This is a genomic window from Gordonia abscondita (genome assembly GCF_032711245.1).
Lineage (GTDB): Bacteria > Actinomycetota > Actinomycetes > Mycobacteriales > Mycobacteriaceae > Gordonia.
In genome coordinates, this window is sequence record NZ_CP128986.1 from 3,182,176 (window position 1) to 3,208,578 (window position 26,403).

The following is a 26,403-nucleotide window of genomic DNA, read 5'->3' on the forward strand; positions in this document are numbered from 1 at the left end:
GACGGCGGAATGACCGCCGTCGTGGTGCCGCGCACCGTCTACACGCCCGGACTGTTCCGTGCGCCGGAAGTGACGTGGAGGTTCGCGGGCAGCGACCCGTTCGACGACGGTGCCTTCCGGTCTGCGAGGGGGAGTTCGCTCGGTGAGTTGTCGACACTCATCACTACTCCTTAAGCATAGCCTTGCCTTATCGTACATCCTCCGCGTAAGTCGACATAACGGCTATTCGGGCGAACGTCGGCCGCGTTGGTCACACGTCGGCGAAATGCCGTGTCAGTTCCCCCACGATCTGATCCCAGAGCGGCTGGGGCAGGTCGTGGGCCATCCCGTCGACCATGACGAGCCGTCCGTTCGGGACGGTCCGCGCGACGGCTCGCGCACCGGACGGGCGCATCAACTTGTCGTGCGTGCCGTGCAGGACGAGCGTCCGGGCGCTGATCCGCTTGTCGCGGGTGGCGAGCGACCCCGCGGCGAGAATGGCGGCGAACTGCCGGGCGATGCCGATCGGGTAGTAGCAGCGGTCGAAGTATTCGGTGGCGTTTCGGAGTGCCTGCTCGGCGGTCGGCGGAAACACCGGTGAACCGATCGTGCGGGCGAGTTTCGCCGAGTGTTCGATGATCTCGGCCCGGCCCGAACCCTTCGGCGGCGGCGAAATGAGCGCCAGGAGTTGGCGTGGCCCGGGCGGAGGCAGCAGTGCACGGTTGTTGCTCGACATGATGATCGTCGCGGAGAGCGTCCGGTCCGGGTAGTCCGCCGCGACGATCTGCGCGGTCATGCCGCCCATCGACGCCCCGACGACGTGAGCGCGCTCGATACCGAGATGGTCGAGGACCCTGATCGCATCGGAAGCGAGATCGTCCAACGTGTACGGCGCACCCTTCGCCTCCAGTCCGAAAAAGAACTGGAGCATCTTCACCGGCAGCGGCGGACCACCGACCCGCGCGCCGTCGCATTTCCCGGAGAGTCCGCTGTCGCGGTTGTCGAACCGGACCACGCGGTAGCCTTCCGCGGCGATCTTTTCGCAGAACTCGGTGCGCCAGAAGACCATCTGGGCACCCAGTCCCATGATGAGGAGCACGGCCGGATTGTTCGGATCGCCGAACTCGTCGTAGCAGATATCGACGTCGCCGCCGCTGACGATTCCTTCATTCGTGGTCATGAAGACATCATTGCCGATCCAGATCGGCCGTGGTCGGAGTGGGGACTCCGTAGTCTGAATTGATGGCCGACGACGCGCTTGCCCTCGCTGATCTGGTGCGCGCGGCCGCCGAGGTCGCGGCGACTGGGTCTCGGACCGCCAAGACACGCGTGCTCGCCGAACTCCTGGCGGGGCTGCGACCGGCCGAGGCACCGACCGCGGTCGGGTTGCTTCTCGGCCGGCCGATTCAGGGCAAACTCGGGATCGGATGGCGGACCCTTCGCGACCAGCGTTCCGACGCGGCCGCGACTCCGAGCCTCACCGTCGACGACGTCGACATCGCATTCGGCGGGTTGTCCACCAGTCACGGGCCGGGGTCGGCAGTACGCCGTACCGAGATCCTTCGCGCTCTGATGGGCCGCGCGACCACACACGAGCAGGACTATCTCGGGCGGGTGATGACCGGCGAGATGCGGACCGGAGCGCTCGAAGGTGTCCTGGTCGATGCTGTCGCACTCGCAACCCATCGCGACAAGACGGTGGTGCGCCGGGCGGCGATGCTGTCGGGTGACCTCGGCGCGACCGCGCGCGCCGCGCTCGCCGATGAAGACCTTTCGCTCGTCGACCTGACTCCGGGGGTGCCCGTCCAACCGATGCTCGCCGGGACCGCGTCATCGCCCGCTGACGCCGTCGCGACCACGGGCGCGGCCTCAGTGGAGTACAAACTCGACGGGGCACGCCTACAAGTGCATCGGATAGACGGCCGGGTGCGGGCGTACACGCGGAGTCTCGCAGACATCACCGACCGCGTGCCCGACGTCGTCGACGTGGTCGACGACTTCCCCGGTGGGGACCTCGTCCTCGACGGCGAGACCCTCGCGTTAGACGAGTCGGGGGCGGCTCGACCATTCCAGGACACCATGAGCAGTTTCGGTCGCGGCGGCGACCAAGGACTCACCGTGTGGTTCTTCGACGTCCTGTACGCGGACGGCCGATCGTGGATCGATGAGCCACTCGCCGTGCGGCGCAACGCGCTTCGCGCGGTGGCAGGTCACCACATGATTCCCGGGCGACTCGTCGACGCGGCCGCTCCAGACCGGGCGCACGACGTACTCGACGAAGCGCTCGCGGCCGGACACGAAGGGATCGTCGTGAAAGCTCTCGACGCACCGTACGCGGCCGGCCGCCGCGGATCGCACTGGGTAAAGGTGAAACCCGTCTACACCTACGATCTGGTCGTGCTCGCCGTCGAACAAGGCTCCGGGCGGCGTGCGGGGTGGCTGTCGAACATCCACCTCGGCGCGCGCGACCCCGACGGTGAATACGGGCCCGACGGCGGATTCGTGATGGTCGGCAAGACGTTCAAAGGGCTCACCGACGAGACCCTGCGCTGGCAGACCGAGTACTTCCCGACGATCGCCGAACGCCGTGACGGCCACGTCTTGCATGTGCGGCCGGAGACCGTCGTCGAGATCGCCGTCGACGGCGTCCAACGGTCGACGCGGTACCCGGGCGGCGCCGCGCTGCGCTTCGCGCGGGTCAAGCGGTACCGAATCGGCGTCGACGCCAAACCGGTCGAGGATGCAGACACCATCGCGTCAATCCGAGATCGCCGACCGGGGGACTGAGATTCTCGGCGCATCGCCTCAACGCGTCCCACGCATGCCGAAATCTTCGTCCCGGAACTCGGTCGTCACACGCTCGTCGGCGTTATCGTTCTCCCGGCGGCGCAGCTCGACGCGGCGAATCTTGCCGGAGATCGTCTTCGGCAACTCGAAGAACTCGATACGTCGGACGCGGAGATACGGCGGCAACTGCTCGCGCGCGTACGCGAGGATGTCGCGTGCGGTGTCCGCGGTCGGCTCGTGGCCGGGAACGAGCGTGATGTAGGCCTTCGGCACCGCGAGCCGCACCTCGTCGGGGGCGGGGACCACGGCCGCTTCGGCCACTGCGGGGTGCTCGATCAGGACGCTCTCCAACTCGAATGGGCTCACCTTGTAGTCGGAGGCCTTGAACACGTCGTCGGTCCGCCCGATGTAGGTGATGTACCCTTCCTCATCCCGTTCGGCGACGTCGCCCGTGTGATAGAAGCCGTCTGCCATCGCGAGCGCATTGCGTTCCGGGTCGCCCTGGTAACCGGTCATCAGGGTCAGCGGCCGGCCCTGCGGCCCGTTGAGGTCGAGGCAGATCTCGCCCTCACCCGGGCCGTCGACGCCCGCGCCCGTCTCCGGATCGACGAGGACCACCGGGATGCCGGGGAGCGGTCTGCCCATCGACCCCGATTTGAGGGGCTGGCCAGGCGAATTGGCGACAGACGCGGTGCATTCGGTCTGTCCGAAACCGTCGCGGATCGTCAGTCCCCAATGTTCGCGGACCTTACTGATGACCTCCGGGTTGAGGGGTTCGCCCGCGCCGATCGCCTCCCGCAGCGACGTAGGGCGGCCTGAGGACAGATCGGCGTTGATCAACATCCGCCACACGGTCGGCGGCGCGCAGAACGTCGAGACGTGTTCGTCGGTGATTTGTCGCAGGAGTGCGGCAGCGTCGAATCGCTCGTAGTTGTAGACGAGGACAGCGGCCTCGGCGAGGAACGGCGCGAAGAAGTTCGACCACGCGTGCTTCGCCCAGCCCGGACTGGAGATGTTGAGGTGGACGTCGCCCGGTTGCAGCCCGAGCCAGTACATGGTGGACAGGTGCCCCACCGGGTAGGAGACGTGGGTGTGCTCGACGAGCTTCGGCTTGCTGGTGGTTCCAGAGGTGAAGTAGAGAAGCAGACGGTCTGACGACGCGTTGCCTGGGTGCTCGACGTCCGGGTCGTTGACGTCTGACGCCGCCGCGTAGCCTAACCAGCCGTCGACGTCGCCGCCGACCACGAAACGGTGGTCGACGCCGGGGACGTCGGCGAACTTCGGCGCGTCGGCGACGTTGCAGATCGCGGCCCTGGCGTCGCCGCGTGCCGCGCGATCGGTGAGCTCGGCGGGGCCGACGGCGGTCGTGGTGGGCATGATGACCGCGCCTATCTTGATGATCGCCAGCATCGACTCCCAGAGCTCAACCTGATTGTCCAGCATCACGATCACGCTCTGGCCGCGTTCGACACCAGCGTCCCGCAGCATCGCGGCGACCTGATCGGAGCGGCGGGACAGGCGGTCGAACGTGTACGAGGCCTTCGACCCGTCGTTCTCGACGATGACGAGGCCGGGGGCGTCGTTGCCGCGCGCGTACGTGTCGAACCAGTCGTGGGCGAAATTGAACGTGTCGCCGACGTCGGGCCACGCGAACTCGGTGAGGGCGGTGTCGTAATCGGTCCTCGCGCTCAGGAGCGTGTCGCGGGCGGCACGGAGTTGATCAGTGCGGGAACTAACGGTGTGGGAACTGTCAGGGGATGGCGTCATACCCCGATTCTGTCGGAGTTGTGACCACAGTCATACCCCTCGTAAGAGGGGTGTGCTCCGGCTGCCGCCACAGCATGCTTGCTGGTCACGCGCGTTTCTTCATGCGGAGAAATGCAGGGTAGCCTAACTCCATGGTCGATGGTTCACCGTCTCCGGCTCACGCCGACCCGAGATCACTCCGCGTCAGGCTGTTCGGTCAAGGCTTCCTCGCTGGAGACCGCCCGGCCGAGCGGGGTTCTTACGTCCGGGTCGACGAACAGACCACTCCGCGACGCCTCGTGTTCCGCACCATGTGGGGCGCCAACCGCTACACGCTCCCGGCGATGATCTTGATGATCGGGCATTTCGCAGGCGAAGCCCTCGTCCCGGTGATCATGGGTGTCGCGATCGATCGCGCTGTGTTGACACAGGACGCCAGCGAACTGGTTCTCTGGCTGATCGTGCTCGCCGCCGACTTCGCGCTCTTGTCGCTCACCTGGCGGTTCGGTGATCGGCTGGCGATCTACGCGATGCATGTCATCGAGCACCAGTACCGCATGCGCGTCACCGACCGGATGCTCGACCCGGCAGGTACCGACGGTCCCGCACGACTCCCCGGGACCGCGTTGAGTATCGCGACCTCGGATGTGTCGCGGCTGTCTCTCGCGGTGTTCCTCGCCGTCTTTCCAGTCGGCGAGATGTTCGCGGTCATCGTCGCCGGCGTGATCCTCCTCTGGATCTCCTGGCCACTCGGGATCGCGGTCCTCGTCGGTGCGCCGATCATGTTCTGGCTGCTCGATCGTGCCGGTGCACCGCTCCGGTCCCGGACGGCGAAGCAGCAGGAACTCGTCGGCGTCGCGGCGGGCACCGCGGCCGATCTCGTCGCCGGCTTCCGCGTCCTCAAAGGCCTCGGCGCGGAGGAGTCCGCGACTCGGCGCTACCGTGCGGCCAGCCAGAACGCACGGAACGCTGCCGTCGCGGCCATGCGGACCGAAGGCGCATACGTCGGACTGCTGCAGACCGTGTCGTCGCTGTTCGTCGTCGCGGTTGGCCTCGCTGCTGGGATCCTCGCAGTCAACGGGTCGATGGGTCTCGGCGCGTTGATCACCGTCGTCGGACTCACCCAGTTCATGATGGGGCCGCTCAACGCGATCAGTACGAACTTCGGCGCCGTCTGGAACGGTGCAGTACCGAGCGCGCAACGCGTGCTGTCGGTCCTGCAAGCCGGACCCGGATCGCACTCCGGGGACGTCGGCGACGCCGAGGGACAGCTCGTCATCTCCGGACTGCCCGACGCGACGGGGACACGGTCCGACGTCCAGATCGCGCGACAGGGGATCACCGTGATCTTGACAGACCAGACCACGACGCGGCGTCTGATCGCGGTCCTGTCGAGGGACGGTGTCGTCGATGGCGTGCGCGTCCACGTCGGAGACACCGACCATGCGACCCTGGACGAACAGGCGGGCCGTCGCGTGTTGCGAGTCGTGCCGCACGCGCCGCACCTGTTCGAGGGAACGGTCCTCGACAACGTTCGGGCAGTCGCCGACGAGGCTGTCGACACCGACGGGCGTGTGTCGCGCGCCGTGTTCGCGGCAGCGTGCGACGATGTCGCGCAAGTGCTCCCCGACGGACTGGACAGTCCGGTCGGCGAAGCCGGGCGGATGCTCTCCGGAGGCCAACGACAACGGGTCGGTCTCGCCCGAGCGTTGGCCGCGGAGTCGGCGTTCTTGATCTTGACCGACCCGACGACCGCCGTCGACTCGATGACGGAGGCGAAAGTCGTCGACCGTGTGAAGCGGGCGCGCGCCAATGCCGCGACCGTCGTGTTCACCCATTCGCCTGCGTGGGCATCGGTCGCCGACACGGTGATCAGGCTGGATTCGATCACCGAACCCGAGATGGAGAACGTCCGATGACGGCAGGGAGCGCGCCACGTAAGGCACTCGGTGTCGCTGACTGGCGGCGAACCCTCACGCACCTCGTCGACGAATTGCGCGGGCACCGGCTCACCCTGTTCGCTGTCATCGGCTCCATGACGGCCGCAGGCGGATTCGGCCTCGTCACACCGCGACTACTCGGTTCTGTCGTCGACCTCGTCGCCCACGGCGGCGATACCGCCGACGTCGTTGTCCGCGCCGCTTGGATGGCGGCCGCCGCCGTCGCCGCAGCCGTCTGCGCGGGACTCGGCATCGCGACCGCCGCAGGCGTCTTCGAATCCGTGCTCGCGTCGTTGCGTGAACAGATGGTCGGAAAGGTCCTGAGCCTCCCGATCGCACGCGTCGAGGAAGTCGGCAGCGGAGACGTCCTCTCGCGGGCCACCGATGACGTCGACAAGGTCGCAGACGCGATCGGCAAGGCGCTCCCATCCGTGCTGATGTCGGCGGCAGGCGTCGTCGTCACCGTGATCGGTCTCGCCGCCATCGACTGGCGGTTCCTCCTCGTCGTGGTCGTGACCCTGCCGATCTACATCGTCACCGGACGGACCTATCTACGGCTCGCTCCAGCGGTGTACGCGTCCGAGCGGGTAGCCGCGGCGAACCGCGCGCACCACGTGCTCGGACCTGTCCAAGGGCTGCCGACCGTGCGAGTCTTCGACCTCGGCTCGCGGCTGAGCATCCGGATCGACGAGAACTCGTGGAAGGTCGTCCGCAAGTCGATGCAGGCGGCCGTGCTGCGCTCACGATTGTTCGGCCGCCTGAACTTCGCGGAGTTCCTCGGCATGGGCGTTGTCCTCGTGATCGGTTACCTGCTCGTCGGCGACGGCAGCCTCACCGTCGGCGCGACGACCGCCGCCATGCTGTTCTACCTCGCGCTGTTCGACCCGATCGGCCAACTCATGTACGTGCTCGACGACTTGCAGTCCGGTGCGGCCGCCCTTGGTCGCGTCGTCGGCGTGCTCGACGAGACCGCGCCCGACCGGGACGGCGCGAATCACGGCGACGACGGGTCCGGGCTCGTCGCCGACCGCATCCGGTTCGGGTACACCGACGACCACGCGATCCTCGACGACGTGTCGGTCGCGATCGCGCCGGGGGAGCACGTTGCGCTCGTCGGTGTCTCCGGAGCGGGGAAGAGCACGCTCGCTGGGGTGCTCGCAGGCATCCACGCGCCGGTACTCGGCACCGTGCGGCTGGGCGGCGTCAACGTCGCCGCGATGGGCGACACGGCGCGTGCGCATCGGATCGCTCTGCTGACCCAGGAGGTCCACGTCTTCGCCGGGACGCTCCGCGACGACCTTCTGCTCGCGGCCCCCGACGCAGACGACCAGCAGTTGTGGCGCGCGTTGGAGAAGGTCGGGGCGGCCGACTGGGTGCGGGCACTCGACGACGGACTCGACACCGTCGTCGGCGAGCACGGTCACGAGATCGACTCGATGACCGTCCAACAACTCGCGCTCGCGCGCGTCGACCTGCTCGACGCCGAGCTCGTTATCGTCGACGAGGCGACGGCCGACGCGGGCAGCGTGGGTGCGGGCAGGCTCGAAGAGGCAGCGGCGGCGGTTCTCGCGGGACGGTCGGCGTTGATCATCGCGCACCGGCTCAGCCAGGCCGCGGCCACGGACCGGATCATCCACCTCGAATCGGGTCGCGTCGTGGAAGAAGGCAGCCACGACGAACTGGTCGGTGCGGGCGGTCCGTACAGCGAGATCTGGGCGGCGTGGTCGCGCGGGCGCGACGAGGTCTGACCCGATGGCGTGTGTCGGTGTGCCAGGGTGGACACATGGCACACACGCTCGCCGACGTCCTCCCGTCCGTCGCTGCGTCGTTCGGCGTCACCGGACCGAATCCGCTTGCCGTGCAGTCGGACAGGGACGCGGTGGTGCTTCTCGTCGACGGCTTGGGCAGTGAACTCCTCGCGCGCTGGGCAGACGACGCGCCGACCCTCGCAGCCCACACTTCGACGACATTGCGCGCGGGCTTCCCCGCGACCACCGCGACGAGCCTGACGAGTCTCGCTGTTGGTGCCCCGTGCGCGGTGCACGGGGTGATCGGCTATTCGTTCGCGGTGCCCGACGGTCCCGACGGCGACCTGCGAACCCTTAATGCGCTGCGCTGGACGTTCGACACCGCGGCTGGCCCGGACGCGCGCGAGGACGCCGAACCGGAATCGGTGCAGTCGACGGCCAGCGGCCTCGAACGTCTCGCCGCCCACGACGTGGACATCCACTACGTCGTACCCGCGTACCAAGCCACGTCAGGACTCACGCGCGCAGCGTTCCGGGCGACGGGGACTGTCCACCCGGCGTCCACCCTCGACGAGGTGCGCGACGGAATCCTCGACGTCGCCCGCCGGTCCGGCCAGGGCAGGCGTTTCGGATACGCCTACTATCCCGGCCTCGACATGGCGGGACACGTGCACGGCCCCGGCTCGGCGCAGTGGCGGGAACAGTTGCGCGCCGTCGACGCGGCAGTCGCCGACCTATTCAGCGATCTGCCGTCGACGTGCACACTGCTGGTCACCGGCGATCACGGGATGGTCTCGGCGGGGACGCTCATCGACATCGACGCGGCGCCCGAACTGCGAGACGGGGTCCGGTTGATCGCGGGTGAGGCGCGAGTTCGCCACCTGTACCTCGAGTCGACGGCGGCGCGCGAGGACGTCGTCACCGCGTGGGCGACGACGCTCGGCACACACGCCCGGGTGGTTACTCGCGAGCAGGCATTCGACGAGAACTGGTTCGGTGCGGCGACGCCCGCACCCGAGGTCGCGGCACGGATCGGCGACGTTATCGCCGTCGCCGAGGGAGACACGGTTCTCGTTCGACCCGAGTCGGAACCGTTGGAGTCGACGATGATCGGCCACCACGGGGCGTGGACCGCAGACGAACAGTTTGTTCCGCTGGTGGTGAACCCGTGAACCGCGCAGCCGTCGCGGCGACCGCATTCGCATTCGCGGTAGCGATGATCGGCACGACGATCCCGACCGCTCTCTATCCGATCTATGCCGACGATCTCGGGTTCTCACCGCTGACGGTCACCGTGCTGTTCGCCGTCTACGCGTGCGGCGTGGTCGGTGCTCTCCTCCTGTTCGGGCGCCTCTCCGACCAGATCGGCAGACGTCCGGTCCTCGCTGCCGCCCTCGTGTTCGCGATCGTCAGCGCCGTCGTGTTCCTCCTTCCCACGAGCCTGCCGACGCTCATCGTTGGCCGCGTCCTGTCTGGACTCAGCGCGGGACTGATGACTGGCACCGGTACCGCAGCGATCGTCGACCTGTTCCCGGCGGCACGACGGGCGACCGCAGGCGTCCTGGCTGTGGCCGTCAACTCAGGTGGTCTCGGGATCGGCAACCTGATGGGTGGTGTCATCGCCGATGTCAGTTCGCACCCGCTTGTTGTCCCGTTCGTCGCACACCTCGTGCTGGCGGCGCTCGCGCTCGTCGCGATCGGCAGGTACGGGGCGAACCCGTCCGGCGGGACGGCCTGGCGAATCCGGGTGGAGCGACTCCGCGTGCCCGGCGAGATCCGTGGTGCGTTCGTCCGCGGGACCCTCGCCGCCGGGGCAGGCTTCGCGGCGAGTGGCGTGTTGACCGCGGTCACCGGGCTGTTCCTCGCAGATAGTCTCGACCTGCATGGGCACACGCTCACCGGGTTCATCGTGTTTTTGGTGTTCGCCTCAGTGGCGTCCGGACAGTTGCTCGCCCGACGGGCCTCACAGCGGTGGGCGTTGCCGGCTGCATGTCTGGGGATGATCGCCGCCGCTGGCCTGCTCGCGTGGGCGCTCGCGGGACAGCTGCTCGCTCCCTTGATCGGGGCGGCGATCGGTGTCGGCGTCTCGTGCGGAGTGTCCATGAACGTCGGTCTCGCGACGACCGTCGAACAGGTCCCGATGGCGTTTCGCGGCGGTGTGTCGTCGGCGTTCTTCACTGTCATCTACATCATGCTGGCATTTCCCGCTATCGGTGTCGGGCTCCTCGCGAACTCGATGGGCTTGCGCGACGCCGGCATCGTCTTCGCCGGAGTCGTCGCTGTCCTCGCTGCAGGTGTCGGCGTCGCCGACTACGCGAGAGGGGTCAGTCAAGTGCGCCTGTGAGCCATGCCGCGATACGGTCGGGTTCGGCTACCCGGAGGTCGCGCCCGCGGGCGCGACGGCCCACCCAGCTGTTGTCGAGCATCGCAGTCATTACGGCGGCGCCGAGGCCGCCAGCGAGATGGTGGCGTTGCTCGGACCAGTCCATGCAGGCGCGGATCAGTGGCCGCCGGTGCCCGCGGAGGGCGTCGAGGTCGATACTCAGCGCGCCGAACACGTCAGCTGCGGCCGGTCCGAGTACGTACGGTGCGGCCGTCACCGTCGCACTCAACCGGTCCTCCGGGCCGGGCGCGGTGCTGCCGATCCCGTCGATCCGCACCAGGGCGTCTGATTCGAGTAGACCGGCAAGTACGTCGACGCCGAGGGTGCCCGCGAGATGGTCGTAGCAGGAGCGGGCAACTCGCAGACGGTGCCATGCGTTTACCGCGCGGAGCCCGCGCGGAGGCTCGGGCCTGCCGAGGGGAAGCAGCGCTTCGATTGCCGCGATCACGCGCGGATCAGCGATCTTGTAGCGGCGAGTTCGACCGGATGCGTGCACTGTTATGAGGCCTGCGCTCGCCAATCGCGTCAGGTGCGAACTGGCCGTGGACGGCGCGACTCCGGCGATCTTCGCGAGGTGACTCGCCGGACGCGCCGCACCGTCGACGAGTTCGACGAGCATCCGTGCCCGGGAGCGGTCGGCGAACAGCTCCGCGACGCCGGCGAGGTCGGTGCAGTCGTCCATGGCTCAAGTATCGCGCCCGAACGCTTCGACGGTGATCGAAGCATTCCGATCGCATGCTGGTTCGGTGGCGAGAACCAGCAACCCGAGACTCTTCCTGACCGTGCTGTGCGTGCCGATGTTTCTGGTACTGCTCGACGTGCTGGCGATGAACGTCGCCATGCCCGCGCTGGGCCGAACCTTCCACATCGGTCGCGAGCATTGGTCGCTCCTCGTCGATGCGTACACCGCGCCCCTGGCGATCGGGCTTCTGCCTGCGGGATGGCTTGTGGACCGGATCGGCTCCCGCCGCGCCCTGCTGGGCGGACTCGCCGTGTTCGCCGCGGCGTCGACGCTCGGCGCTGCCGGGTGGTCGTGGGAGTCGGTGTTAATTGCGCGGTGCGTTCAGGGGGTGGCCGCGTCGGCGATGCTGCCGGCGGGGCTCGCCGCGTTGACGACCACCTGGCGGGCGCCCGCCGAACGTGCTCGCGCGTTGGGGACCTGGTCGGCGGTCAGTGCGGTCGCCACCGCTGTCGGCCCGGCCGTCGGCGGTGTCCTCGTCGCCCAGGCCGGCTGGCGAGCGGTGTTCTGGATCAATGTCCCGCTCGCACTGCTCGCACTGCTCGGCGTGTCCCTGCTTGCGCCAGCGGGTCGGCCGTCGACCGAACGCGGCGGGCCGAGTCGACCGGTCGCACTCGTCGTCTCGGTGATCGCCGCAGCCGTCATGACTAGCGGGGCCAACGGAATGCTCCAAGTGTTGACTGTGTACTTACAGGACGGTCTGCGGCTGGCCGCGGGACCTGCGGGCGCCGTCCTCCTGCTGGCGACGGCACCGTTCGTTCTACTCGGTCCGACGACTGGCCCGCTGGTGACCAGGTACGGACGTTGCGCGGTGGCGGCGGTGGGCCTGGTGATCGGCGGGGTCGGACTCGTGTCGGTGGGGCGGTTGTCCGGGACTCTCGGCCTCGTGCCCGCGCTGCTCGGGATCGGTGTCGGGCTGGGTCTGATGTCGGCGGCCATCGTCGGTGAGACGATGGCCGCGTGGCCGGCGAGACCCGGCTTCGCGGGTGGACTCAACAACGCGATGCGGCAAGTTGGCACCAGCATCGGCGTGGTGGTCGGCGGCGGTTTCACCGTGCACGATGCCGGCCCGGTCGTCGTCCGGCACGCGGGTGTCGCCGCGGGCGCGTGGTGGCTCGGCGGAGCCGTCCTGGTCCTCGCCGGATTCTCTCGGCGCGACCGGTGACCGCCCAGAGCCTGCTCAGGTCGCGACGTACCGACCGAGCCTGCTCTCCAGCGGGCCCTGCAGCGTCGATAGCACGAGGCAGACCACCCAGTAGTAGATCGCGGCGGTGACGTATAGCGCCAGGAACTCGAATGTCGGAGCTGCCGCGATCTGCGCGACCCGCAACAGTTCGGTCACCAGGATCGTCGACGCCAACGATGTGTCCTTGACCAGGGAGATCAATGTGTTCGAGAGACCTGGGACGGCGATGCGCGCGGCCTGCGGCAAGACGATGCTCGCCATGACGGTGCGATAGTTCATGCCGATAGTGAGTGCGGCTTCGGTCTGTCCCTTCGGGACTGCCATGATCGCGCCGCGAATGATCTCGGCGGCGTATCCGCCGACGTTCAATGAGAACGCGACGACAGCGGCCGGGAACGGTGGCACAGTCACCCCGAGTTCGGGCAGCGCGTAGAAGATGATGAACAGCTGAACGAGCAGCGGCGTACCGCGCACGATCGATATGTAGAGGCGCGCGGCCCACGCCAGTAGTCGGTTGTCGGCGATCCGGGCGAGGGCGACAATCATCGCGATGACCAAGCCGATCGCGAAGCTGATCGCGGCCAGCGGGATAGTCGTAGTGATGGTGGCCTTCGCCATCGGCCACAGATTGTCTTGCACCAGCTCCCAGGTGGAGCGAGGCTGCGCGGTCTGCGCCGCTGAACCGCTCGCGTCAGCTCGAAGGTACTTCTGCGAGATCCGCGTCAACGTACCGTCGGCGCGAAGGTCATCGAGCGCGCCGTTGATATCGTCGACGAGCGGATCGTCCTTACGCAACGCGAACGCCTGCTCGCTCCTGGCTCCCGTGTTTCCCGCGATCTTGACCGACGTATCGCCCGTCTCGGCTAGATACGCGTACACGGCGATACTGTCGTTGACCGTCGCGTCCACGCGGCCCTGTTTGAGCAGAGTGATGGCCTGGGGGAAGCCTTCGACGGTCTCGACCCGAGCTCCGGCCTGACGTGCGACATCCGTCCAGTTAGCCGTCGCTGTCTGCGCCGACGTCCGGCCCGCGAGGTCAGCGAGAGTGGTTATCGAATCATCTCCCGCGCGAGTGACGATGACGCCTTCGCCGACCGCGTACGGCGTTGACATCGCGTACTCCGCCGCACGTTCGGGGGTGGCCGTCACCTGGTTGGCCACCACGTCGAACCGGCCGGCGCCGAGGGCCGCGAATATTGAATCCCAGGGTGCCTCAACGAACTCCGCGCGCCTGCCGAGTTTATCGGCGACTGCGTTCGCGACGTCGACGTCGTATCCGGAGAGCTGCCCGGTCGCCTGGTCGTGGTAGCTGAACGGGCTGTACGTTCCCTCGGTGCCGAACCTGATCACTTCGGAGTCCGGTCCCGACCCTGCATCGGACGAGCATGCCGTCATCAGCGCGAGAACAGCGAACAGCACCGCCAGCAGTGGCGCGATGGCACGCATACGGGACGTCATGGTTGCCAGTAAACGCGGTTCGAGGGCTGCACTGGGGGATGTGGTCTGTCGGATCGGCCGGGCGTGCCGCAGCGGCGGACACCGTGTGCGTGGAACACTGGAGGGATGCCACATCCTGCTCCCCGGCACCTGAAGGCCGCGACGGTCATCACGGTCTCCGACCGGTGCGCGGCCGGCACCGCGGTGGATCGGTCGGGACCGCTCGCCGTAGAGCAGCTTGCGGCTGCGGGATGGCACGCGGACCAGGTTCTGGTGCCGGACGACGTCACCGCCATCGCGGGCGCGATCCGGGCCGCGGTCGATGCGGGTTCGCGACTGGTGGTGACGACCGGTGGTACCGGCATCGCCGCGCGGGACGTCACTCCGGAAGCCACCGGTCCGCTCCTCGACCGCGAGCTACCCGGGATCGCCGATACGATACGCGCGGTCGGTGTGACGCAACTCCCGCAGGCGATGCTGTCGCGCGGACTCGCCGGAACCGTAGGGCCGTCGCTGGTCGTCAATCTCGCGGGATCGACCGGCGCAGTGCGCGACGGGGTGCCGGTGATCTTGACGATCGCCGAACACGTTGTCGCCCAGTTGGACGGGAGAGACCACGCATGATCGTCATATCCGAATTGCGTGACGAGCCTCTGGACGTCGCAGCGCATCTTGACGCGGTCGCATCGCCGAGCGCCGGCGCGACCGCGCTGTTCGTCGGAACCGTCCGCGACATCGATCCGGATGCGGCGGGACGGGTCGTCCTCCTCGAATACAGCGCGCACCCAGATGCTGCCGACATCCTCGCGAGGATCGCCGCGTCGGTGGACACCTCGGACGCCAGGGTCGCGGTGAGCCACCGTATCGGAGATCTCCCGGTCGGCGGGGTCGCGATCGTATGCGCGGTGTCGTCGGTGCATCGCGCACAGGCCTTCGACGTCAGTCGGGAACTCGTCGAGCGCGTCAAAGCGGAGCTGCCGGTGTGGAAGAAGCAAGTCGAATCCGACGGCACGTCGTCGTGGGTTGGTTTGGGCGGTCTGACATGAGTGGGGAATTAGTCGACCGGTTCGGTCGAGTGCACCGTGACCTGCGGATATCCCTGACCGACAAGTGTAATCTTCGATGCACGTACTGCATGCCCGCAGAAGGCGTCCCGTGGATCACGAAGCAGAACCTGTTGACGACCGACGAGATCGAGCGGGTCGCCCGGGCGTTCGCTGGGCTCGGAATCACCGAGGTGAGGTTGACGGGCGGCGAGCCGCTGCTGCGTCCGGACGCGGTGGACGTGGTGCGCAGACTCGCGGAGATCGAAACCCGGCACGGCCGGTTGCGGGTGTCGATGACGACCAACGCCGTCGGCTTGCACGCGGTAATGGACGATCTCGTCGCCGCAGGCCTGGAACGACTCAACATCAGCATCGACACCCTCGACCGCGAGCGTTTCCACGAGTTGACGCGCCGCGATCGGCTCGACGATGTGCTCGCGGGCATCGACGCGGCCCGCCTGTCGGGTCTGCGGCCGCTGAAGTTGAACACCGTCGCCATGCGCGGAGTCAACGACGACGAGTTCGTCGACCTGCTGCGGTTCGCTCAAGCGCACGAAGCCCAGCTGCGATTCATCGAACAGATGCCGTTGGACGCTGGACACATCTGGTCACGCGCGACGATGGTCGACGGCCAGGAGATCCTCGACCAGCTGTCGGAGGTGTTCACCTTGGAACCAATCGGCGAACGCGGTTCGGATCCCGCAGAGGTGTTCCGCGTCGACGGCGGACCGACGACCGTCGGCGTCATCGCCTCGGTGTCCGCGCCGTTCTGCGGTTCGTGCGACCGCGTCCGGATCACCGCGGACGGCCAGTTGCGCAATTGTCTCTTCGCGCGCGACGAGTCGGACCTGCTCGACCTACTGCGGTCTGGCGGCACCGACGCCGACATCGTTGCGATGGTCCGCCGATCTGTCGAAGGGAAACGCCAGGGCCACGGCATCGACGGCCCGAACTTCCTCCAACCCGACCGACCCATGTCCGCGATCGGCGGCTAGCCGCCGGCGAACGGGGGGAGAACGTCGACGGTGGAGTCCGCGTCGGCGACAGCGTCGTCGTCGAGTCGGGCGCCGTCGACCATCAGCGAGCAGCGGCGCAGGACGGCGGCGAATTCGGGGCCGTGTTCGTCGGCCAACGAGGTACGAAGGGCGGCAAGTGACATCGGTCCGTCGAGCGTCTGCTCGCGATGCCCGGCAGCGTCAGCGGCTCCCGCGAAATAGCGGATCCTCACTCCGAGCGCCCCTCGACGAGACGGGTGACGACGGCGTGGGCGTCGTCGACCGACATGCCTTGGGCGACTGCTAGACCGACCAGATACGTGGTGATCGGTCCGGCGGGGCGGGCTACGCCATGCGCGACCTCGCGAGTCAGATCGAGGAGCGGGCGGAGCGGAACGTTCACGTCGCCGAGACCGAGGGCGGGCGCGAGTTCGGCGATCCAACCGTCAAGGTTCGGCAGCGGCTTGTCTGCGGTGTCTGTCATGGCTGAGTGTCCCTTGTTGAGCGTCGATACGGTTAGGAGTCGGTACGTGTCGAGGTCCGCCGGGGTATCCACATCGGCGCTGGCATCGTCCACGTCGTTGACCGTTCGCAGCGGCAGACCGCCGACCAACTGCCGCACCGAAGCCCCGGCTAAGTCATCGAGTGCGGCGACGGCGTAGCGCAGGGCTGCGACCCGGTAGCGTCCCGCCAGCCACTGTGTGCGGCCTTCGCGGTCGACGAGCACGACGCCGCCGCCGTCACCGATGGGCTCCGAGCGCAATCGACCGACGATCCGATCGGCGCGCGGCAGGTCACAGGCAAGCAGCCACGTCTCGTCGGCGTCGCCGATCGCGTCGAGGCCCGCAGCGGTCGCGGCGACTGGGCCGCCGAACGGCGGATCCTCGCGGACTACGTGGACACCGGGGCGGGCGAGGCTGGCGGGTCCGACGGCGACGATCGGGTCGCATCCGTCGAGTGCTGCGTAAACGTGATCGACGAGCGGCCGACCGGCAACCTCGACGGCGGCCTTGTCGACCCCACCGAGCCGGGAGCCGCGGCCGCCCGCGAGGACTATCGCCGCCGTCATCGGATCCAGTCGCCGCTCTTGCCGCCGGTCTTGCGGGTCAACTGGATCTGTTCGACGGTGACGGATTTGTCGAGTCCCTTCACCATGTCGATGATCGCAAGTGCGGCGATCGACACCGCGGTGAGCGCCTCCATCTCGACGCCGGTCCGATCCGCGGTCCGGACGGTCGCTTGGATCGCCACGCCGTCGTCGGCGATATCGAGGTCGACAATCGCTCCGTGTACACCGATCACGTGGGCAAGGGGCAGCAGCTCCGGTGTTCGCTTGGCTGCCGCGATGCCCGCGATCCGTGCGACGGCGAGGGCGTCGCCTTTCGGCGTGGTCCCGTCCCGGAGTGCGGCGACGATGTGCGGACCGCATCGGACGAAGCCGGTCGCGGTGGCGCTGCGGACCGTGGGCGACTTCTCGGTGACATCGACCATCCGGGCCGCGCCCGCGCTGTCGAGGTGAGTGAACGGCTGATCAGAACTCATGAGAGCACCATGACTTCTACGAGGTCCCCTTCATTGACGCGGTCGGTGTCGGCGGGGATGATCGCGAGCGCCTGGGCTACGGCCAGCGACGTCACTAGGTGGGAGCCGCTTCCGCCCGCGGTGGCCGGACGGACCGTGTCTGTGTCGATCACCGCGGGCAGGACTTGAGTGCGCCCGGCGGGACAGCGCCAGCCGGTCGCCGCGGCGCGGGTGACCCGCGGTCGGTCGATGTCTGTGCGTCCCGCCGTCGCGAGAAGCGCGGGGCGCACGAACATTTCGAACGAGACGGCGACGCTCACGGGATTCCCGGGCAGAGCGAACACGAGACGCCCGGCGTCGTCGGTGCCGAATCCCTGCGGTTTGCCTGGTTGTATCGCGACCGGGCCGAACTCGATGGTGCCGCTGCCGTCGAGGACGGCCTTCACGACGTCGAACGCTCCGACACTTGCGCCGCCGGACAGGATCACCGCGTCAGCCTCGACGTCGGCGAGCAGCGCGGCCAGCGCGGACTCGTCGTCGGGAATGGTCGCGACCGTCACAACCTCGGCACCGGCGGAGCGGGCTGCCGCGGCGAGCAAGATCGAGTTCGACTCGGGTATCTGACCACGCGCCGGTGTGCCCGACGGGTCGATCAACTCCGAACCGGTCGACACGACCGCGACGCGAGGAGCGCGGTGGACGGCGACCCGAGCGTGTCCGGCTGACGCGATCGCCGACAACTGCCAGGGTCCGAGGACGGTGCCCGCGGCGACAGCGACCGCACCCGCGGGCGCATCCTCGCCGAGGCGACGGATGTGGGCGCCGCGTGCCGGCGCTCGGGTGATTGTGATTGCGGCGGTAGGGTCGGCGGTGATCACCGTGCCCAAGTCGGTGTGTTCGAGCGGCACCACGGCATCGGCGCCGGACGGCATTGGCGCACCAGTCATGATCCGGACGGCCTCGCCCGCGCCGATCGGCGGATCGAGCGCGGAACCGGCCGGAACATCGGCGACGACCCGCAGCACCGCACCGTCTGCCGCGTCAGCGCCTCGCACCGCGTAGCCGTCCATCGCCGAGTTATCGAATAGCGGAACGGGCCAGCGGGAGACGACGTCCTCGGCGAGCACGCACCCGACCGCGTCGGCGAGAGGCACTCGGATGAGTGGAGTCCGCGTCGTCGCGGAGAGGACTCGGTCGCGGTGTTCGGCGACGGTAGTCGCCGGACTCGTGGGGGTCATGAGGCGGTCCTTTCCGACCATGCGGCATAGCCGCCGACGAGAGTGCGGATGTCGGCGTTCGGGTGCGCGGCGGCCAAGGCGTGTGCGGCCGCGCGCGAGCGCGGACCGACCTGGCAGTAGACGACGGTCACGTCGCCAACCGGTACGGATCCGGCGTCGGCGAGCACGTCGTCGAGTGGGACGTGCCGAGCGCCTGGCAGGGTCCCGGCCGCGACCTCGTCGTCGCCGCGCACATCGAGGATCGTTGCGGTGGAGAGGGCGTTGGCGTCGCCGACTGGCACCCGCCCGATTCGCGGGCCGCGGTCGGGTGGGGCGAGCGGAACCTCGTCGATTCGGGAGCCGAGGGCGTCGAGGACCAGCATCCGCCGCAGGAGCGATTCGCCCGCGCCGCAGATCAGTTTCACTGCTTCGGTGACGAGGATGCCGCCGAGTTGACCGCACAATGCTCCGAGCACTCCCGCTTCGGCACAGTTGGGGACTTCGCCTGCGGGCGGGGGTGCGGGGAAGACGTCGCGCAGGGCGATCGGTGCGCCGGTCGGTGGCGCAGACCAGAACACGGTCGCCTGCGCGTCGAATCGCAGGACCGATCCCCACACGAGTGGGACCCCGAGGTCGGCGCATGCATCGGCGACGGCATAGCGGGTGTCGAAGCTGTCGCTGCCATCGATGACGAGGTCGTAGGGCGCGAACAGGGCGGCGGCGTTCGACGCGGTCAGGCGAAGTCGATGTTCGATCACGTCGGTGTGCGGCGACAGCACCCGCACACGTTCGGCGGCGGCCGTCGACTTGGCGCGTCCGACGTCCAGAAGACCGAAGAGCACCTGTCGCTGCAGGTTCGACGCGTCGACGACGTCGTCGTCGACGATCCCGATCGTGCCGATACCCGCCGACGCTAGATAGAGCAGGACCGGGGAGCCGAGGCCTCCCGCGCCGATCACGCACACCTTGGCGTTGAACAGTCGCCGCTGTCCAGCGTCGCCGATCTCCGGGAGTCGGATCTGGCGTGCCGCCCGAGCTCGCTCGTCGTCGGGGATCGACGGCGCAGGTTCCACCAGCGGGGGCAATGGCATGCATCCAACATATCCCGGCCGGGTAGCCGCGACGTCGTTCGCCGCGAGCCGGCGGCACAGCAGTCGGTGGCTTGCGCGGTAACTCCGTATTCACGGTGATAATCTCCAGTTTGTGACGGAATTGCGGATCAGCCGAGCTGCGGGGCTCCTCGGAGTCAGCGACGACACACTTCGCCGGTGGATCGACGCGGGAAAGCTGTCCGCGCATCGCGACTCCGCGGGTCGGGCGGTCGTCGATGGAGGAGACCTCGCGCGATTCCTCTCCGACGAGGCACGTGAGCAAGATGATCCCGTCGATCGAGGGTCGAGTGCCCGCAATCGCTTCGTCGGCATCGTGACCGACGTACGCAGTGATCCGGTGATGTCACAAGTCGAGATGCGGTGCGGTCCGCACCGCGTGGTCTCGTTGATGTCCACCGAGGCGGTCCGCGAACTCGGATTAGAAGTCGGGTCACTCGCCACCGCGAGCGTCAAAGCCACGACGGTGATCGTGGAGACGCCGTCCGACACAGAAGAGCGAAGACACGGTGGAGAACGACGACATGACGGGAAATGACATGACGACAAGCGGCAGTACGAGATCCGGAGTGACCCGAGCTGGCCGACTGTTCGCCGTGTTCCTGGCCGTGATGGCGCTCATGCTCACCGCGTGCGGGGGCTCGAACGATGATGACGCGTCCGGGCAGATCACGATCTTCGCCGCAGCGTCGCTCCAGGGTTCGTTCGACGACCTCGCGCACGCCTTCACCGACACGAACCCCGCGTACGACGTCGCACCGATCGTCTACGACGGGTCGCAGGCGCTCGCCAAGCAGATCGTCGAAGGCGCCGACGTCGATGTCATCGCATTCGCCAACGAGTCGAGCCTGGATCCCGTCACGGAGGCGGGACTGAGCGGACCGGGGGACGTCTTCGCGACGAACACCTTGCAGATCGCGGTCGCCCCAGGCAATCCGAAGCGCATCACGACGCTCGCGGATCTCACGAAGTCGGACGTCACGACGGTGCTGTGTGCCCCGGAAGTCCCGTGCGGGTCCGCGTCGCAGAAGCTGCTGAAGGCGGCAGGAGTGAAGGTCACACCGGTCAGCGAGGAGACCAACGTGACAAGTGTGGTCACCCGAGTGTCGAACGGTGAGGCCGATGCAGGTCTGGTCTACGCGACCGACGTCGCCGCGTCCGACGGCACACTGGAGGGCGTCACTCCGCCGAACGCGGACGACGCGATCAACCGATACCCAATCGTCGTTCCGAACGACGCTCCGTCGCCGGACGCGGCGAAAGCTTTCCGCGACTTCGTCCTTTCGGAGGCGGGCCAGAAGATATTGCGGCAGTACGGGTTCGGGCCTGCGTGAGTCTGCCGAGATTCCTCTACGTCCCGGCGTTCGTCGGCTTCGCACTTCTGCTGTTGCCGATCGTCGGACTGGTGTCCCGGGTCCGGTGGGCCACCCTCGGCGAGGATCTCTTCTCGTCGGCGTCGATGACGGCTCTCGGACTGTCGTTGTCGACGGCGGCGTGCGCGACAGCGGCGTGTCTCGTCGTCGGACTGCCGATGGCGCTGCTGTTGGGACGGGCGGGGCCCAGAACAGCTGCGGTGCTGCGCACCCTCGTACTGATCCCGCTGGTACTTCCGCCGATGGTCGGCGGTCTCGCATTGCTGTCGCTGCTCGGACGTTCCGGCCTCATTGGCCGACCGATCTACCTGTGGAGCGGCTACAGCCTGCCGTACACGACGGTCGCAGTCGTGATCGCGCAGGCTTTCGTCGCTTTGCCGTTCTTCGTCATCACCGTCGAGGGCACGTTGCGCACGTCGGGCATTTCCCATGAGCAGATTGCGTCGACGCTCGGCGCGGGACGGTGGCGCGTCCTGACGCGAGTGACTCTGCCGTTGGTGATGCCGGGCGTCGTCGCGGGAACGGTCCTCGCGTTCTCGCGCGCACTGGGCGAGTTCGGGGCGACGGCACTGTTCGCGGGCAATGCGCCCGGCGTGACCCGCACCATGCCTCTGGCGATCTACACGGCGTTCAACGGTGTCGGGGTGACCCAGGGCTCGGCCGTCGCGTTGTCGCTCCTGCTCTTGGTCGCTGCCGCCGTCGTCGTGTGCGGGCTGCGGTCCTGGCGTGAAGACGCCGTCCGATGACCGCCGCGATCAGCGCCGACCTCACGGTGGCGCGTGCCGAGTTCGATGTGTCGGTGCGTTTCGACGTCGCCGCGGGCGGCTGCGTGGCACTGCTCGGGCCGAACGGCTCAGGTAAGTCGACGGTTCTGGCGGCGCTCGCAGGACTCGCACCGTTGAAGTCAGGTGTGCTGACCGTCGGCGGCGCGACGGTGGAGGCCGTGGGCTCGGTCCGCCGTCCCCCCGAATCGCGGCGAATCGCGCTGCTCGACCAGCGTGCACGGTTGTTCCCGCACCTGTCGGTCGAGCGCAACATCGCGTTCGGGCCGCGCGCCCGGCGGCTCGATCGCGCACATTCCAAGACGACAGTCGGGGAGTGGCTTGACCGGATCGGTCTCGCCGACCGGGCCAAGGCGCGGCCGCACGAACTGTCGGGTGGCCAGCAGCAGCGCGTCGCCATCGCCCGCGCGTTCGCGTCGCAGCCGCAAGTGCTCCTGCTCGACGAGCCGTTCGCCGCTCTCGACGCAGAGAGCGCGCCGATCGTCCGCGCGATCCTGTCCGACGAGTTGACCGGATCGGGGACCACCGCGGTTCTGGTGACTCACGAGATGTCTGATGCGTGGCAGTGGGCCGACACCTGTCTGGTGATGAATCGGGGAACTGTCGTCGAATCAGGGACGCCGTCCGACCTCGCAGTACGTCCGAAACGCGCGTTCACCGCGGCACTCGCCGGGTTCGACGTGGTGCGCGGTCGGTGGATTGGCGGACGGCTCGACACGGGGGAAGCAGTGTTGCACGGGGCCCCCGAGAACGGACTGCGCGACGGTGACCCGGCCGTCGGGGTCGTCGCGCCTCGCGACGTCGCGGTCGAGAAGGGGAGCGGTGACTCCGGCGCGTCCAGTGCGCTCACGTCGGTCTCGGTGCGGGCCGGCGTCGTCCGCCTGGAGACTGGGTCGGGACTGCACGCCGAACTGCCGGTGGACGACGCGCTGCGTGTCGGCGACGGCTCGCTGCCGCGCGTGGGGGACCGATACAGGTTGATTCCGCGCGGAATGCGCGTGGTCGGCACCGCAGGCGGTTCGGACGAAAGCGACTCTGACGTCCACGCCACGCCTGGGTGACGCCGGCCCGCGACACGGGGTATCTCGCCCCCTTCCCCTCTGAACGTCCTATCGTGGGAGTGTGGGACGAATTACTGCGCGTTGGCCGATCACGAAGGTGTCGGTGGGTGAAAGCTGTGCCGCGCGCGTCGACGTGCTCGCAGTTGAGGAGCCGCTGGAGATCAGAGTCGCTGGTGAACCATTGGTGGTCACCATGCGGACGCCAGGACACGACGTGGAACTCGCCGCGGGATTCCTGGTGTCGGAAGGGATCATTGCGCGCGGCGACCAGTTTCACGCCGCAATCCACTGCGGCGGGCCCGGCAGCGGTGGCGGCGAGAACACGTACAACGTCCTCGACGTGAGTTTGACCGCGGACGTCGGGCCGCTTGGCCGCAAGCATGCGCGCTCGTTCTACGCGACCAGTTCGTGCGGTGTGTGCGGGAAAGCGAGCATCGATGCCGTGCACACCGTGTCGGCGTTCACGCTGACCGGCGACGAGACCGTCGTCGACGCCAGCCGGATCGCTGAACTGCCGGACGCGCTCCGCGCCGCGCAGACGGTCTTCGACAAGACCGGCGGACTGCACGCGGCGGGACTATTCGACGCCGTGGCCGGTGACCTGCTCGCATTGCGCGAGGACGTCGGGCGACACAACGCCGTGGACAAGGTGATCGGGTGGGCGCTGCTCAACGACCGACTCCCACTACGTGGAACTGTGCTGCAGGTGTCCGGGCGCGCGAGTTTCGAGCTCGTGCAAAAGGCCGTCATGGCCGGTATCCCGATGCTGACCGCGGTGTCGGCGCCGTCGTCGCTCGCCGTCCGACTCGCGCGCGATTCCGGGCTGACACTCGTCGGCTTCCTGCGCGGGCAGACCATGAACGTTTACACGCATCCGCAACGCATCGACAATCCGCTGAACCTACGAGTGAGGGCCTTGACATGACCGACGTAGAGAACACCCCGAGCGCTCCCGCTCAGACCGCCCCGGTCGGGCTCTCGCCGGCGTCGGCGTTCACCGGTCTCATGCCGGATGCGCCGCGTCAGGGCGGCTTCGGTCCGACGACGTCCAAGCAGTGGTCGTCGAAGCCGTACCACCATCCGGCCGCGGCGTGGGGTGCGGCGCGGTCGGTCGCGCAGATTCTGATCAGGGAACGTGAACTCGTCAAGGGTTCGACGACGATGCTGACGATGAACCATCCGGTCCGCGGATTCGACTGCCCCGGCTGTGCGTGGCCCGACGACAAGGGCGTCGCGCTCGACATTTGCGAGAACGGCCTCAAACACGTGACGTGGGAGATGACGCCCAAGCGGGTCGACCGCGAGTTCTTCGCGGCACACACCGTCACTGAACTCGCGAGCTGGACCGACTTCGACCTCGAAGACCAGGGCAGGCTCACCGAGCCGATGACGTACGACCAGGCCACCGATCGGTACGTTCCGATCTCGTGGGATGACGCATTCGCGATGGTCGGCGACGAACTGCGCGCACTCGATACCCCGCATGCGGCAGCGTTTTACACGTCCGGCCGACTCTCGAACGAGGCGACGTTCCTCTACCAGCTGTGGGCTCGTGAATTCGGCACGAACAACGTGCCCGACTGCTCCAACATGTGTCACGAAGCGTCCGGTCGAGCGCTCACCGCGTCGATCGCGACCGGTAAGGGCACCGTCACGCTCGACGACTGGGATGCGTGCACCGCCCTGTTCGTACTCGGGGTGAACGCAGCGTCGAACGCACCACGCATGTTGACCTCCCTTGCGCACGCGGTCAAGCGCGGCGCGCAGGTCGTTCACGTCAACCCGATGCCCGAACTCGCGGGTACCCGGACGATCGTTCCGCACGAGATCATGCAGATGGCGACGTTCCAGGCGACGGACACCAGCACGATGAACGTCCAGGTCCGTCCGGGTGGTGACCTCGCGCTCATCCGCGGGATGGCCAAAGCGGTGTTCGAAGCCGAAGACGCCGAACCGCGCGGCGGCGCCATCGACCATCATTTCCTCGAACGCTTCACTCACGGCTTCGACGAGTATCGCGCGCTCGTCGACTCGGCGAGTTGGGAGGAACTGTCCTTGCAGGCCGGTGTCAGCGAAACGCAGATCCGCGCGGTCGCGCAGATCTACCTCGACTCGCCGCGCAGCATCATCTCCTGGTGTCTCGGTGTCACCCAGCATGAGCACGGCGTCGACACCGTCCGCGAGTTCACCAACCTGCTCCTGCTGCGGGGCAACATCGGCCGTGAGGGCGCAGGCCCGTCACCCATTCGTGGGCACAGCAACGTCCAAGGCAACCGGACCTGCGGCATCGACCATCGACCGGGCGAAGACTTCCTCGCCGCTCTCGACGCCGAATGCGGGATCGTCTCGCCACGCGAACCGGGACTGGACACGGTCAACACCATCAAAGGGATGAACGACGGCTCGGTCAAGGTGTTCGTCGCGCTCGGCGGGAATTTCGTGCTCGCCGCGCCCGACACCAAGTACACGGCGCACGGTCTGCGCAATTGTGAGCTGACCGTTCAGGTCAGCACCAAGCTGAATCGCAGCCACCTCGTGCACGGCCGCAGGGCCCTCATCTTGCCGTGTCTCGGGCGCACCGAACGTGACGAGCAGGCGACTGGGTTGCAGGGTGTCTCGTGCGAGGACGCGATGAGCAGTGTGCAACTGTCCATGGGCAAGAAGAAGCCCGCATCGAAGTATCTGCGGTCCGAGCCGGCGATCCTCGGCGGCATGGCGCGCGCGACGCTGCCCGACAGCCCGACGCCGTGGGAAAGCTACGTCGCCGACTACGACCGGATCCGGGACTCCATGTCACGGGTGCTCCCGGGCTTCGAAGGATTCAACCGACTCGTGCGGGAACCGATGGGCTTCCGCATCCCGCAAGGCGCGCGCGAACGGATCTTCCACACGCCCAGTGGGCGAGCCGAGTTCTCGCAGGCTCCGATCCCGAACGCCATCCCCGCCGACGCCGACGTCCTGGTCCTGCAGACCATGCGGTCGCACGATCAGTGGAACACCACGATCTATTCGAGCGACGACCGTTATCGAGGCATCAAAAACCTGCGAGAGCTTGTCTTCATGAACATCGACGATATGCGCGAGCGTGGGTTGAGCGAAGGCTCGCTCGTCGACATCGTCGCGACGTCCAAGGACGGCACGCAGCGGTCACTGACGCGGTATCGGGCGATCACCTACGATCTCCCTGTTGGTGCGGCGGCCGGATACATGCCGGAGATGAACGCGCTCATCGGCGCCGCCGACTACAGCACCCAGAGCGACCAGCCGTTGATGAAGAACGTTCTCGTGCGGATCGCCGCGTCCTCGTAGAGCGACCTGCACCGTAAGGCAATCTGCACGCCACCTGGTGTTGGG

25 protein-coding genes are annotated in these 26,403 nt (G+C 67.8%); 15 read left to right on the top strand and 10 right to left on the bottom strand.

What is annotated here, in order from left to right; all coding sequences use genetic code 11:
* Positions 1-38: 38 nt before the first annotated feature.
* Both MP11Mi_RS15005 and MP11Mi_RS15010 read right to left on the bottom strand, forming a co-directional pair.
* Positions 39-161: a hypothetical protein gene (locus MP11Mi_RS15005; protein WP_420039681.1), complete on the bottom strand. Its 123-nt coding sequence runs from the start codon at positions 159-161 to the stop codon at positions 39-41.
* 89 nt (positions 162-250) lie between these two features.
* Positions 251-1,159 (bottom strand): alpha/beta fold hydrolase, encoded by a 909-nt coding sequence (locus tag MP11Mi_RS15010; protein WP_420039682.1) that lies wholly within the window; start codon positions 1,157-1,159, stop codon positions 251-253.
* Positions 1,160-1,221: 62 nt separating this feature from the next.
* On the opposite strand from MP11Mi_RS15010, the gene MP11Mi_RS15015 reads away from it, so the two are divergent.
* Positions 1,222-2,766: an ATP-dependent DNA ligase gene (locus MP11Mi_RS15015; protein ID WP_420039683.1), complete on the top strand. Its 1,545-nt coding sequence runs from the start codon at positions 1,222-1,224 to the stop codon at positions 2,764-2,766.
* Between the two features lie 18 nt (positions 2,767-2,784).
* On the opposite strand, the gene MP11Mi_RS15020 is transcribed toward MP11Mi_RS15015, so the two are convergent.
* Positions 2,785-4,533 (bottom strand): AMP-binding protein, encoded by a 1,749-nt coding sequence (locus tag MP11Mi_RS15020; RefSeq protein WP_420039684.1) that lies wholly within the window; start codon positions 4,531-4,533, stop codon positions 2,785-2,787.
* Positions 4,534-4,811: 278 nt separating this feature from the next.
* On the opposite strand from MP11Mi_RS15020, the gene MP11Mi_RS15025 reads away from it, so the two are divergent.
* From MP11Mi_RS15025 to MP11Mi_RS15040, 4 genes are read left to right on the top strand one after another with little or no spacing between them, the layout of a single operon-like run.
* Positions 4,812-6,431, top strand: a complete 1,620-nt coding sequence (locus tag MP11Mi_RS15025) for an ABC transporter ATP-binding protein (protein ID WP_420039685.1) — start codon at positions 4,812-4,814, stop codon at positions 6,429-6,431.
* On the top strand, positions 6,428-8,200 hold the full coding sequence (locus tag MP11Mi_RS15030; protein WP_420039686.1) for an ABC transporter ATP-binding protein: 1,773 nt from the start codon (positions 6,428-6,430) through the stop codon (positions 8,198-8,200). The genes MP11Mi_RS15025 and MP11Mi_RS15030 overlap by 4 nt, the downstream gene beginning before the upstream one ends.
* A 35-nt stretch (positions 8,201-8,235) precedes the next feature.
* Complete coding sequence (locus MP11Mi_RS15035) at positions 8,236-9,372, top strand: alkaline phosphatase family protein (RefSeq protein ID WP_420039688.1); 1,137 nt, start codon at positions 8,236-8,238, stop codon at positions 9,370-9,372.
* Positions 9,369-10,544: an MFS transporter gene (locus MP11Mi_RS15040; RefSeq protein ID WP_420039689.1), complete on the top strand. Its 1,176-nt coding sequence runs from the start codon at positions 9,369-9,371 to the stop codon at positions 10,542-10,544. Before MP11Mi_RS15035 ends, MP11Mi_RS15040 begins: the two co-directional genes overlap by 4 nt.
* Here the strand turns inward: MP11Mi_RS15040 and MP11Mi_RS15045 are convergent.
* A complete protein-coding gene (locus tag MP11Mi_RS15045; protein WP_420039690.1) occupies positions 10,525-11,265 on the bottom strand; it encodes an ArsR/SmtB family transcription factor in 741 nt (246 codons plus the stop codon). The genes MP11Mi_RS15040 and MP11Mi_RS15045 overlap by 20 nt on opposite strands.
* 64 nt (positions 11,266-11,329) lie before the next feature.
* Between MP11Mi_RS15045 and MP11Mi_RS15050 the strand changes: the two genes are divergently transcribed.
* Entirely contained in the window at positions 11,330-12,487 is a 1,158-nt protein-coding gene (locus MP11Mi_RS15050) for an MFS transporter (RefSeq protein WP_420039691.1), read from the top strand.
* A gap of 15 nt (positions 12,488-12,502) precedes the next feature.
* Here MP11Mi_RS15050 and MP11Mi_RS15055 read toward each other — a convergent pair whose 3' ends face one another.
* Positions 12,503-13,966 carry an ABC transporter permease subunit gene (locus MP11Mi_RS15055; protein WP_420712799.1) on the bottom strand — a complete coding sequence of 488 codons (1,464 nt, stop codon included), beginning with the start codon at positions 13,964-13,966 and terminating at the stop codon, positions 12,503-12,505.
* Positions 13,967-14,071: 105 nt separating this feature from the next.
* On the opposite strand from MP11Mi_RS15055, the gene MP11Mi_RS15060 reads away from it, so the two are divergent.
* The 3 genes from MP11Mi_RS15060 to moaA are packed head-to-tail and all read left to right on the top strand — an operon-like array spanning position 14,072 to position 15,986.
* A complete protein-coding gene (locus MP11Mi_RS15060) occupies positions 14,072-14,569 on the top strand; it encodes a MogA/MoaB family molybdenum cofactor biosynthesis protein (protein WP_420039692.1) in 498 nt (165 codons plus the stop codon).
* Positions 14,566-14,991, top strand: coding sequence for a molybdenum cofactor biosynthesis protein MoaE (locus MP11Mi_RS15065; protein WP_420039693.1), 426 nt, complete (start codon positions 14,566-14,568; stop codon positions 14,989-14,991). Before MP11Mi_RS15060 ends, MP11Mi_RS15065 begins: the two co-directional genes overlap by 4 nt.
* Positions 14,988-15,986 carry a GTP 3',8-cyclase MoaA gene (gene moaA / locus MP11Mi_RS15070; RefSeq protein WP_420039694.1) on the top strand — a complete coding sequence of 333 codons (999 nt, stop codon included), beginning with the start codon at positions 14,988-14,990 and terminating at the stop codon, positions 15,984-15,986. The genes MP11Mi_RS15065 and moaA overlap by 4 nt, the downstream gene beginning before the upstream one ends.
* On the opposite strand, the gene MP11Mi_RS15075 is transcribed toward moaA, so the two are convergent.
* The 5 genes from MP11Mi_RS15075 to MP11Mi_RS15095 are packed head-to-tail and all read right to left on the bottom strand — an operon-like array spanning position 15,983 to position 19,815.
* Positions 15,983-16,219: a MoaD/ThiS family protein gene (locus tag MP11Mi_RS15075; protein ID WP_420039695.1), complete on the bottom strand. Its 237-nt coding sequence runs from the start codon at positions 16,217-16,219 to the stop codon at positions 15,983-15,985. The genes moaA and MP11Mi_RS15075 overlap by 4 nt on opposite strands.
* Positions 16,216-17,055 carry an NTP transferase domain-containing protein gene (locus MP11Mi_RS15080; RefSeq protein WP_420039696.1) on the bottom strand — a complete coding sequence of 280 codons (840 nt, stop codon included), beginning with the start codon at positions 17,053-17,055 and terminating at the stop codon, positions 16,216-16,218. The genes MP11Mi_RS15075 and MP11Mi_RS15080 overlap by 4 nt, the downstream gene beginning before the upstream one ends.
* Positions 17,052-17,528 carry a cyclic pyranopterin monophosphate synthase MoaC gene (moaC, locus tag MP11Mi_RS15085; protein ID WP_420039697.1) on the bottom strand — a complete coding sequence of 159 codons (477 nt, stop codon included), beginning with the start codon at positions 17,526-17,528 and terminating at the stop codon, positions 17,052-17,054. The genes MP11Mi_RS15080 and moaC overlap by 4 nt, the downstream gene beginning before the upstream one ends.
* On the bottom strand, positions 17,525-18,745 hold the full coding sequence (locus tag MP11Mi_RS15090; RefSeq protein WP_420039698.1) for a molybdopterin molybdotransferase MoeA: 1,221 nt from the start codon (positions 18,743-18,745) through the stop codon (positions 17,525-17,527). The genes moaC and MP11Mi_RS15090 overlap by 4 nt, the downstream gene beginning before the upstream one ends.
* A complete protein-coding gene (locus tag MP11Mi_RS15095; protein ID WP_420039699.1) occupies positions 18,742-19,815 on the bottom strand; it encodes a ThiF family adenylyltransferase in 1,074 nt (357 codons plus the stop codon). The genes MP11Mi_RS15090 and MP11Mi_RS15095 overlap by 4 nt, the downstream gene beginning before the upstream one ends.
* A gap of 112 nt (positions 19,816-19,927) precedes the next feature.
* Here MP11Mi_RS15095 and MP11Mi_RS15100 point away from each other — a divergent pair, with 112 nt between their 5' ends.
* The 6 genes from MP11Mi_RS15100 to MP11Mi_RS15125 all read left to right on the top strand — a co-directional run bounded on the left by MP11Mi_RS15100 (position 19,928) and on the right by MP11Mi_RS15125 (position 26,358).
* The gene (locus MP11Mi_RS15100; protein WP_420039700.1) at positions 19,928-20,371 is read left to right on the top strand and encodes a TOBE domain-containing protein; all 444 of its coding nucleotides are present in this window, start codon (positions 19,928-19,930) and stop codon (positions 20,369-20,371) included.
* Between the two features lie 31 nt (positions 20,372-20,402).
* Positions 20,403-21,167 (top strand): molybdate ABC transporter substrate-binding protein, encoded by a 765-nt coding sequence (gene modA, locus MP11Mi_RS15105; RefSeq protein WP_420039701.1) that lies wholly within the window; start codon positions 20,403-20,405, stop codon positions 21,165-21,167.
* Complete coding sequence (modB, locus tag MP11Mi_RS15110) at positions 21,164-21,952, top strand: molybdate ABC transporter permease subunit (protein ID WP_420039702.1); 789 nt, start codon at positions 21,164-21,166, stop codon at positions 21,950-21,952. Before modA ends, modB begins: the two co-directional genes overlap by 4 nt.
* Entirely contained in the window at positions 21,949-23,049 is a 1,101-nt protein-coding gene (locus MP11Mi_RS15115; protein ID WP_420039703.1) for a sulfate/molybdate ABC transporter ATP-binding protein, read from the top strand. Before modB ends, MP11Mi_RS15115 begins: the two co-directional genes overlap by 4 nt.
* 61 nt (positions 23,050-23,110) lie before the next feature.
* Positions 23,111-23,974: a formate dehydrogenase accessory sulfurtransferase FdhD gene (gene fdhD / locus MP11Mi_RS15120; protein ID WP_420039704.1), complete on the top strand. Its 864-nt coding sequence runs from the start codon at positions 23,111-23,113 to the stop codon at positions 23,972-23,974.
* An 80-nt stretch (positions 23,975-24,054) separates the two neighbouring features.
* On the top strand, positions 24,055-26,358 hold the full coding sequence (locus tag MP11Mi_RS15125; protein WP_420042126.1) for an FdhF/YdeP family oxidoreductase: 2,304 nt from the start codon (positions 24,055-24,057) through the stop codon (positions 26,356-26,358).
* Positions 26,359-26,403 lie beyond the last annotated feature (45 nt).

What these genes read in the sequence shown, in the direction of transcription:
- MP11Mi_RS15005 (WP_420039681.1), bottom strand. Translation starts at nt 161, where the DNA reads ATGAGTGTCGACAACTCACCGAGCGAACTCCCCCTCGCAGACCGGAAG.
- MP11Mi_RS15010 (WP_420039682.1), bottom strand. Translation starts at nt 1,159, where the DNA reads ATGACCACGAATGAAGGAATCGTCAGCGGCGGCGACGTCGATATCTGC.
- MP11Mi_RS15015 (WP_420039683.1), top strand. Translation starts at nt 1,222, where the DNA reads ATGGCCGACGACGCGCTTGCCCTCGCTGATCTGGTGCGCGCGGCCGCC.
- MP11Mi_RS15020 (WP_420039684.1), bottom strand. Translation starts at nt 4,533, where the DNA reads ATGACGCCATCCCCTGACAGTTCCCACACCGTTAGTTCCCGCACTGAT.
- MP11Mi_RS15030 (WP_420039686.1), top strand. Translation starts at nt 6,428, where the DNA reads ATGACGGCAGGGAGCGCGCCACGTAAGGCACTCGGTGTCGCTGACTGG.
- MP11Mi_RS15035 (WP_420039688.1), top strand. Translation starts at nt 8,236, where the DNA reads ATGGCACACACGCTCGCCGACGTCCTCCCGTCCGTCGCTGCGTCGTTC.
- MP11Mi_RS15045 (WP_420039690.1), bottom strand. Translation starts at nt 11,265, where the DNA reads ATGGACGACTGCACCGACCTCGCCGGCGTCGCGGAGCTGTTCGCCGAC.
- MP11Mi_RS15055 (WP_420712799.1), bottom strand. Translation starts at nt 13,966, where the DNA reads ATGACGTCCCGTATGCGTGCCATCGCGCCACTGCTGGCGGTGCTGTTC.
- MP11Mi_RS15060 (WP_420039692.1), top strand. Translation starts at nt 14,072, where the DNA reads ATGCCACATCCTGCTCCCCGGCACCTGAAGGCCGCGACGGTCATCACG.
- MP11Mi_RS15065 (WP_420039693.1), top strand. Translation starts at nt 14,566, where the DNA reads ATGATCGTCATATCCGAATTGCGTGACGAGCCTCTGGACGTCGCAGCG.
- moaA (WP_420039694.1), top strand. Translation starts at nt 14,988, where the DNA reads ATGAGTGGGGAATTAGTCGACCGGTTCGGTCGAGTGCACCGTGACCTG.
- MP11Mi_RS15080 (WP_420039696.1), bottom strand. Translation starts at nt 17,055, where the DNA reads ATGACGGCGGCGATAGTCCTCGCGGGCGGCCGCGGCTCCCGGCTCGGT.
- moaC (WP_420039697.1), bottom strand. Translation starts at nt 17,528, where the DNA reads ATGAGTTCTGATCAGCCGTTCACTCACCTCGACAGCGCGGGCGCGGCC.
- MP11Mi_RS15090 (WP_420039698.1), bottom strand. Translation starts at nt 18,745, where the DNA reads ATGACCCCCACGAGTCCGGCGACTACCGTCGCCGAACACCGCGACCGA.
- MP11Mi_RS15095 (WP_420039699.1), bottom strand. Translation starts at nt 19,815, where the DNA reads ATGCCATTGCCCCCGCTGGTGGAACCTGCGCCGTCGATCCCCGACGAC.
- MP11Mi_RS15115 (WP_420039703.1), top strand. Translation starts at nt 21,949, where the DNA reads ATGACCGCCGCGATCAGCGCCGACCTCACGGTGGCGCGTGCCGAGTTC.
- MP11Mi_RS15125 (WP_420042126.1), top strand. Translation starts at nt 24,055, where the DNA reads ATGCCGGATGCGCCGCGTCAGGGCGGCTTCGGTCCGACGACGTCCAAG.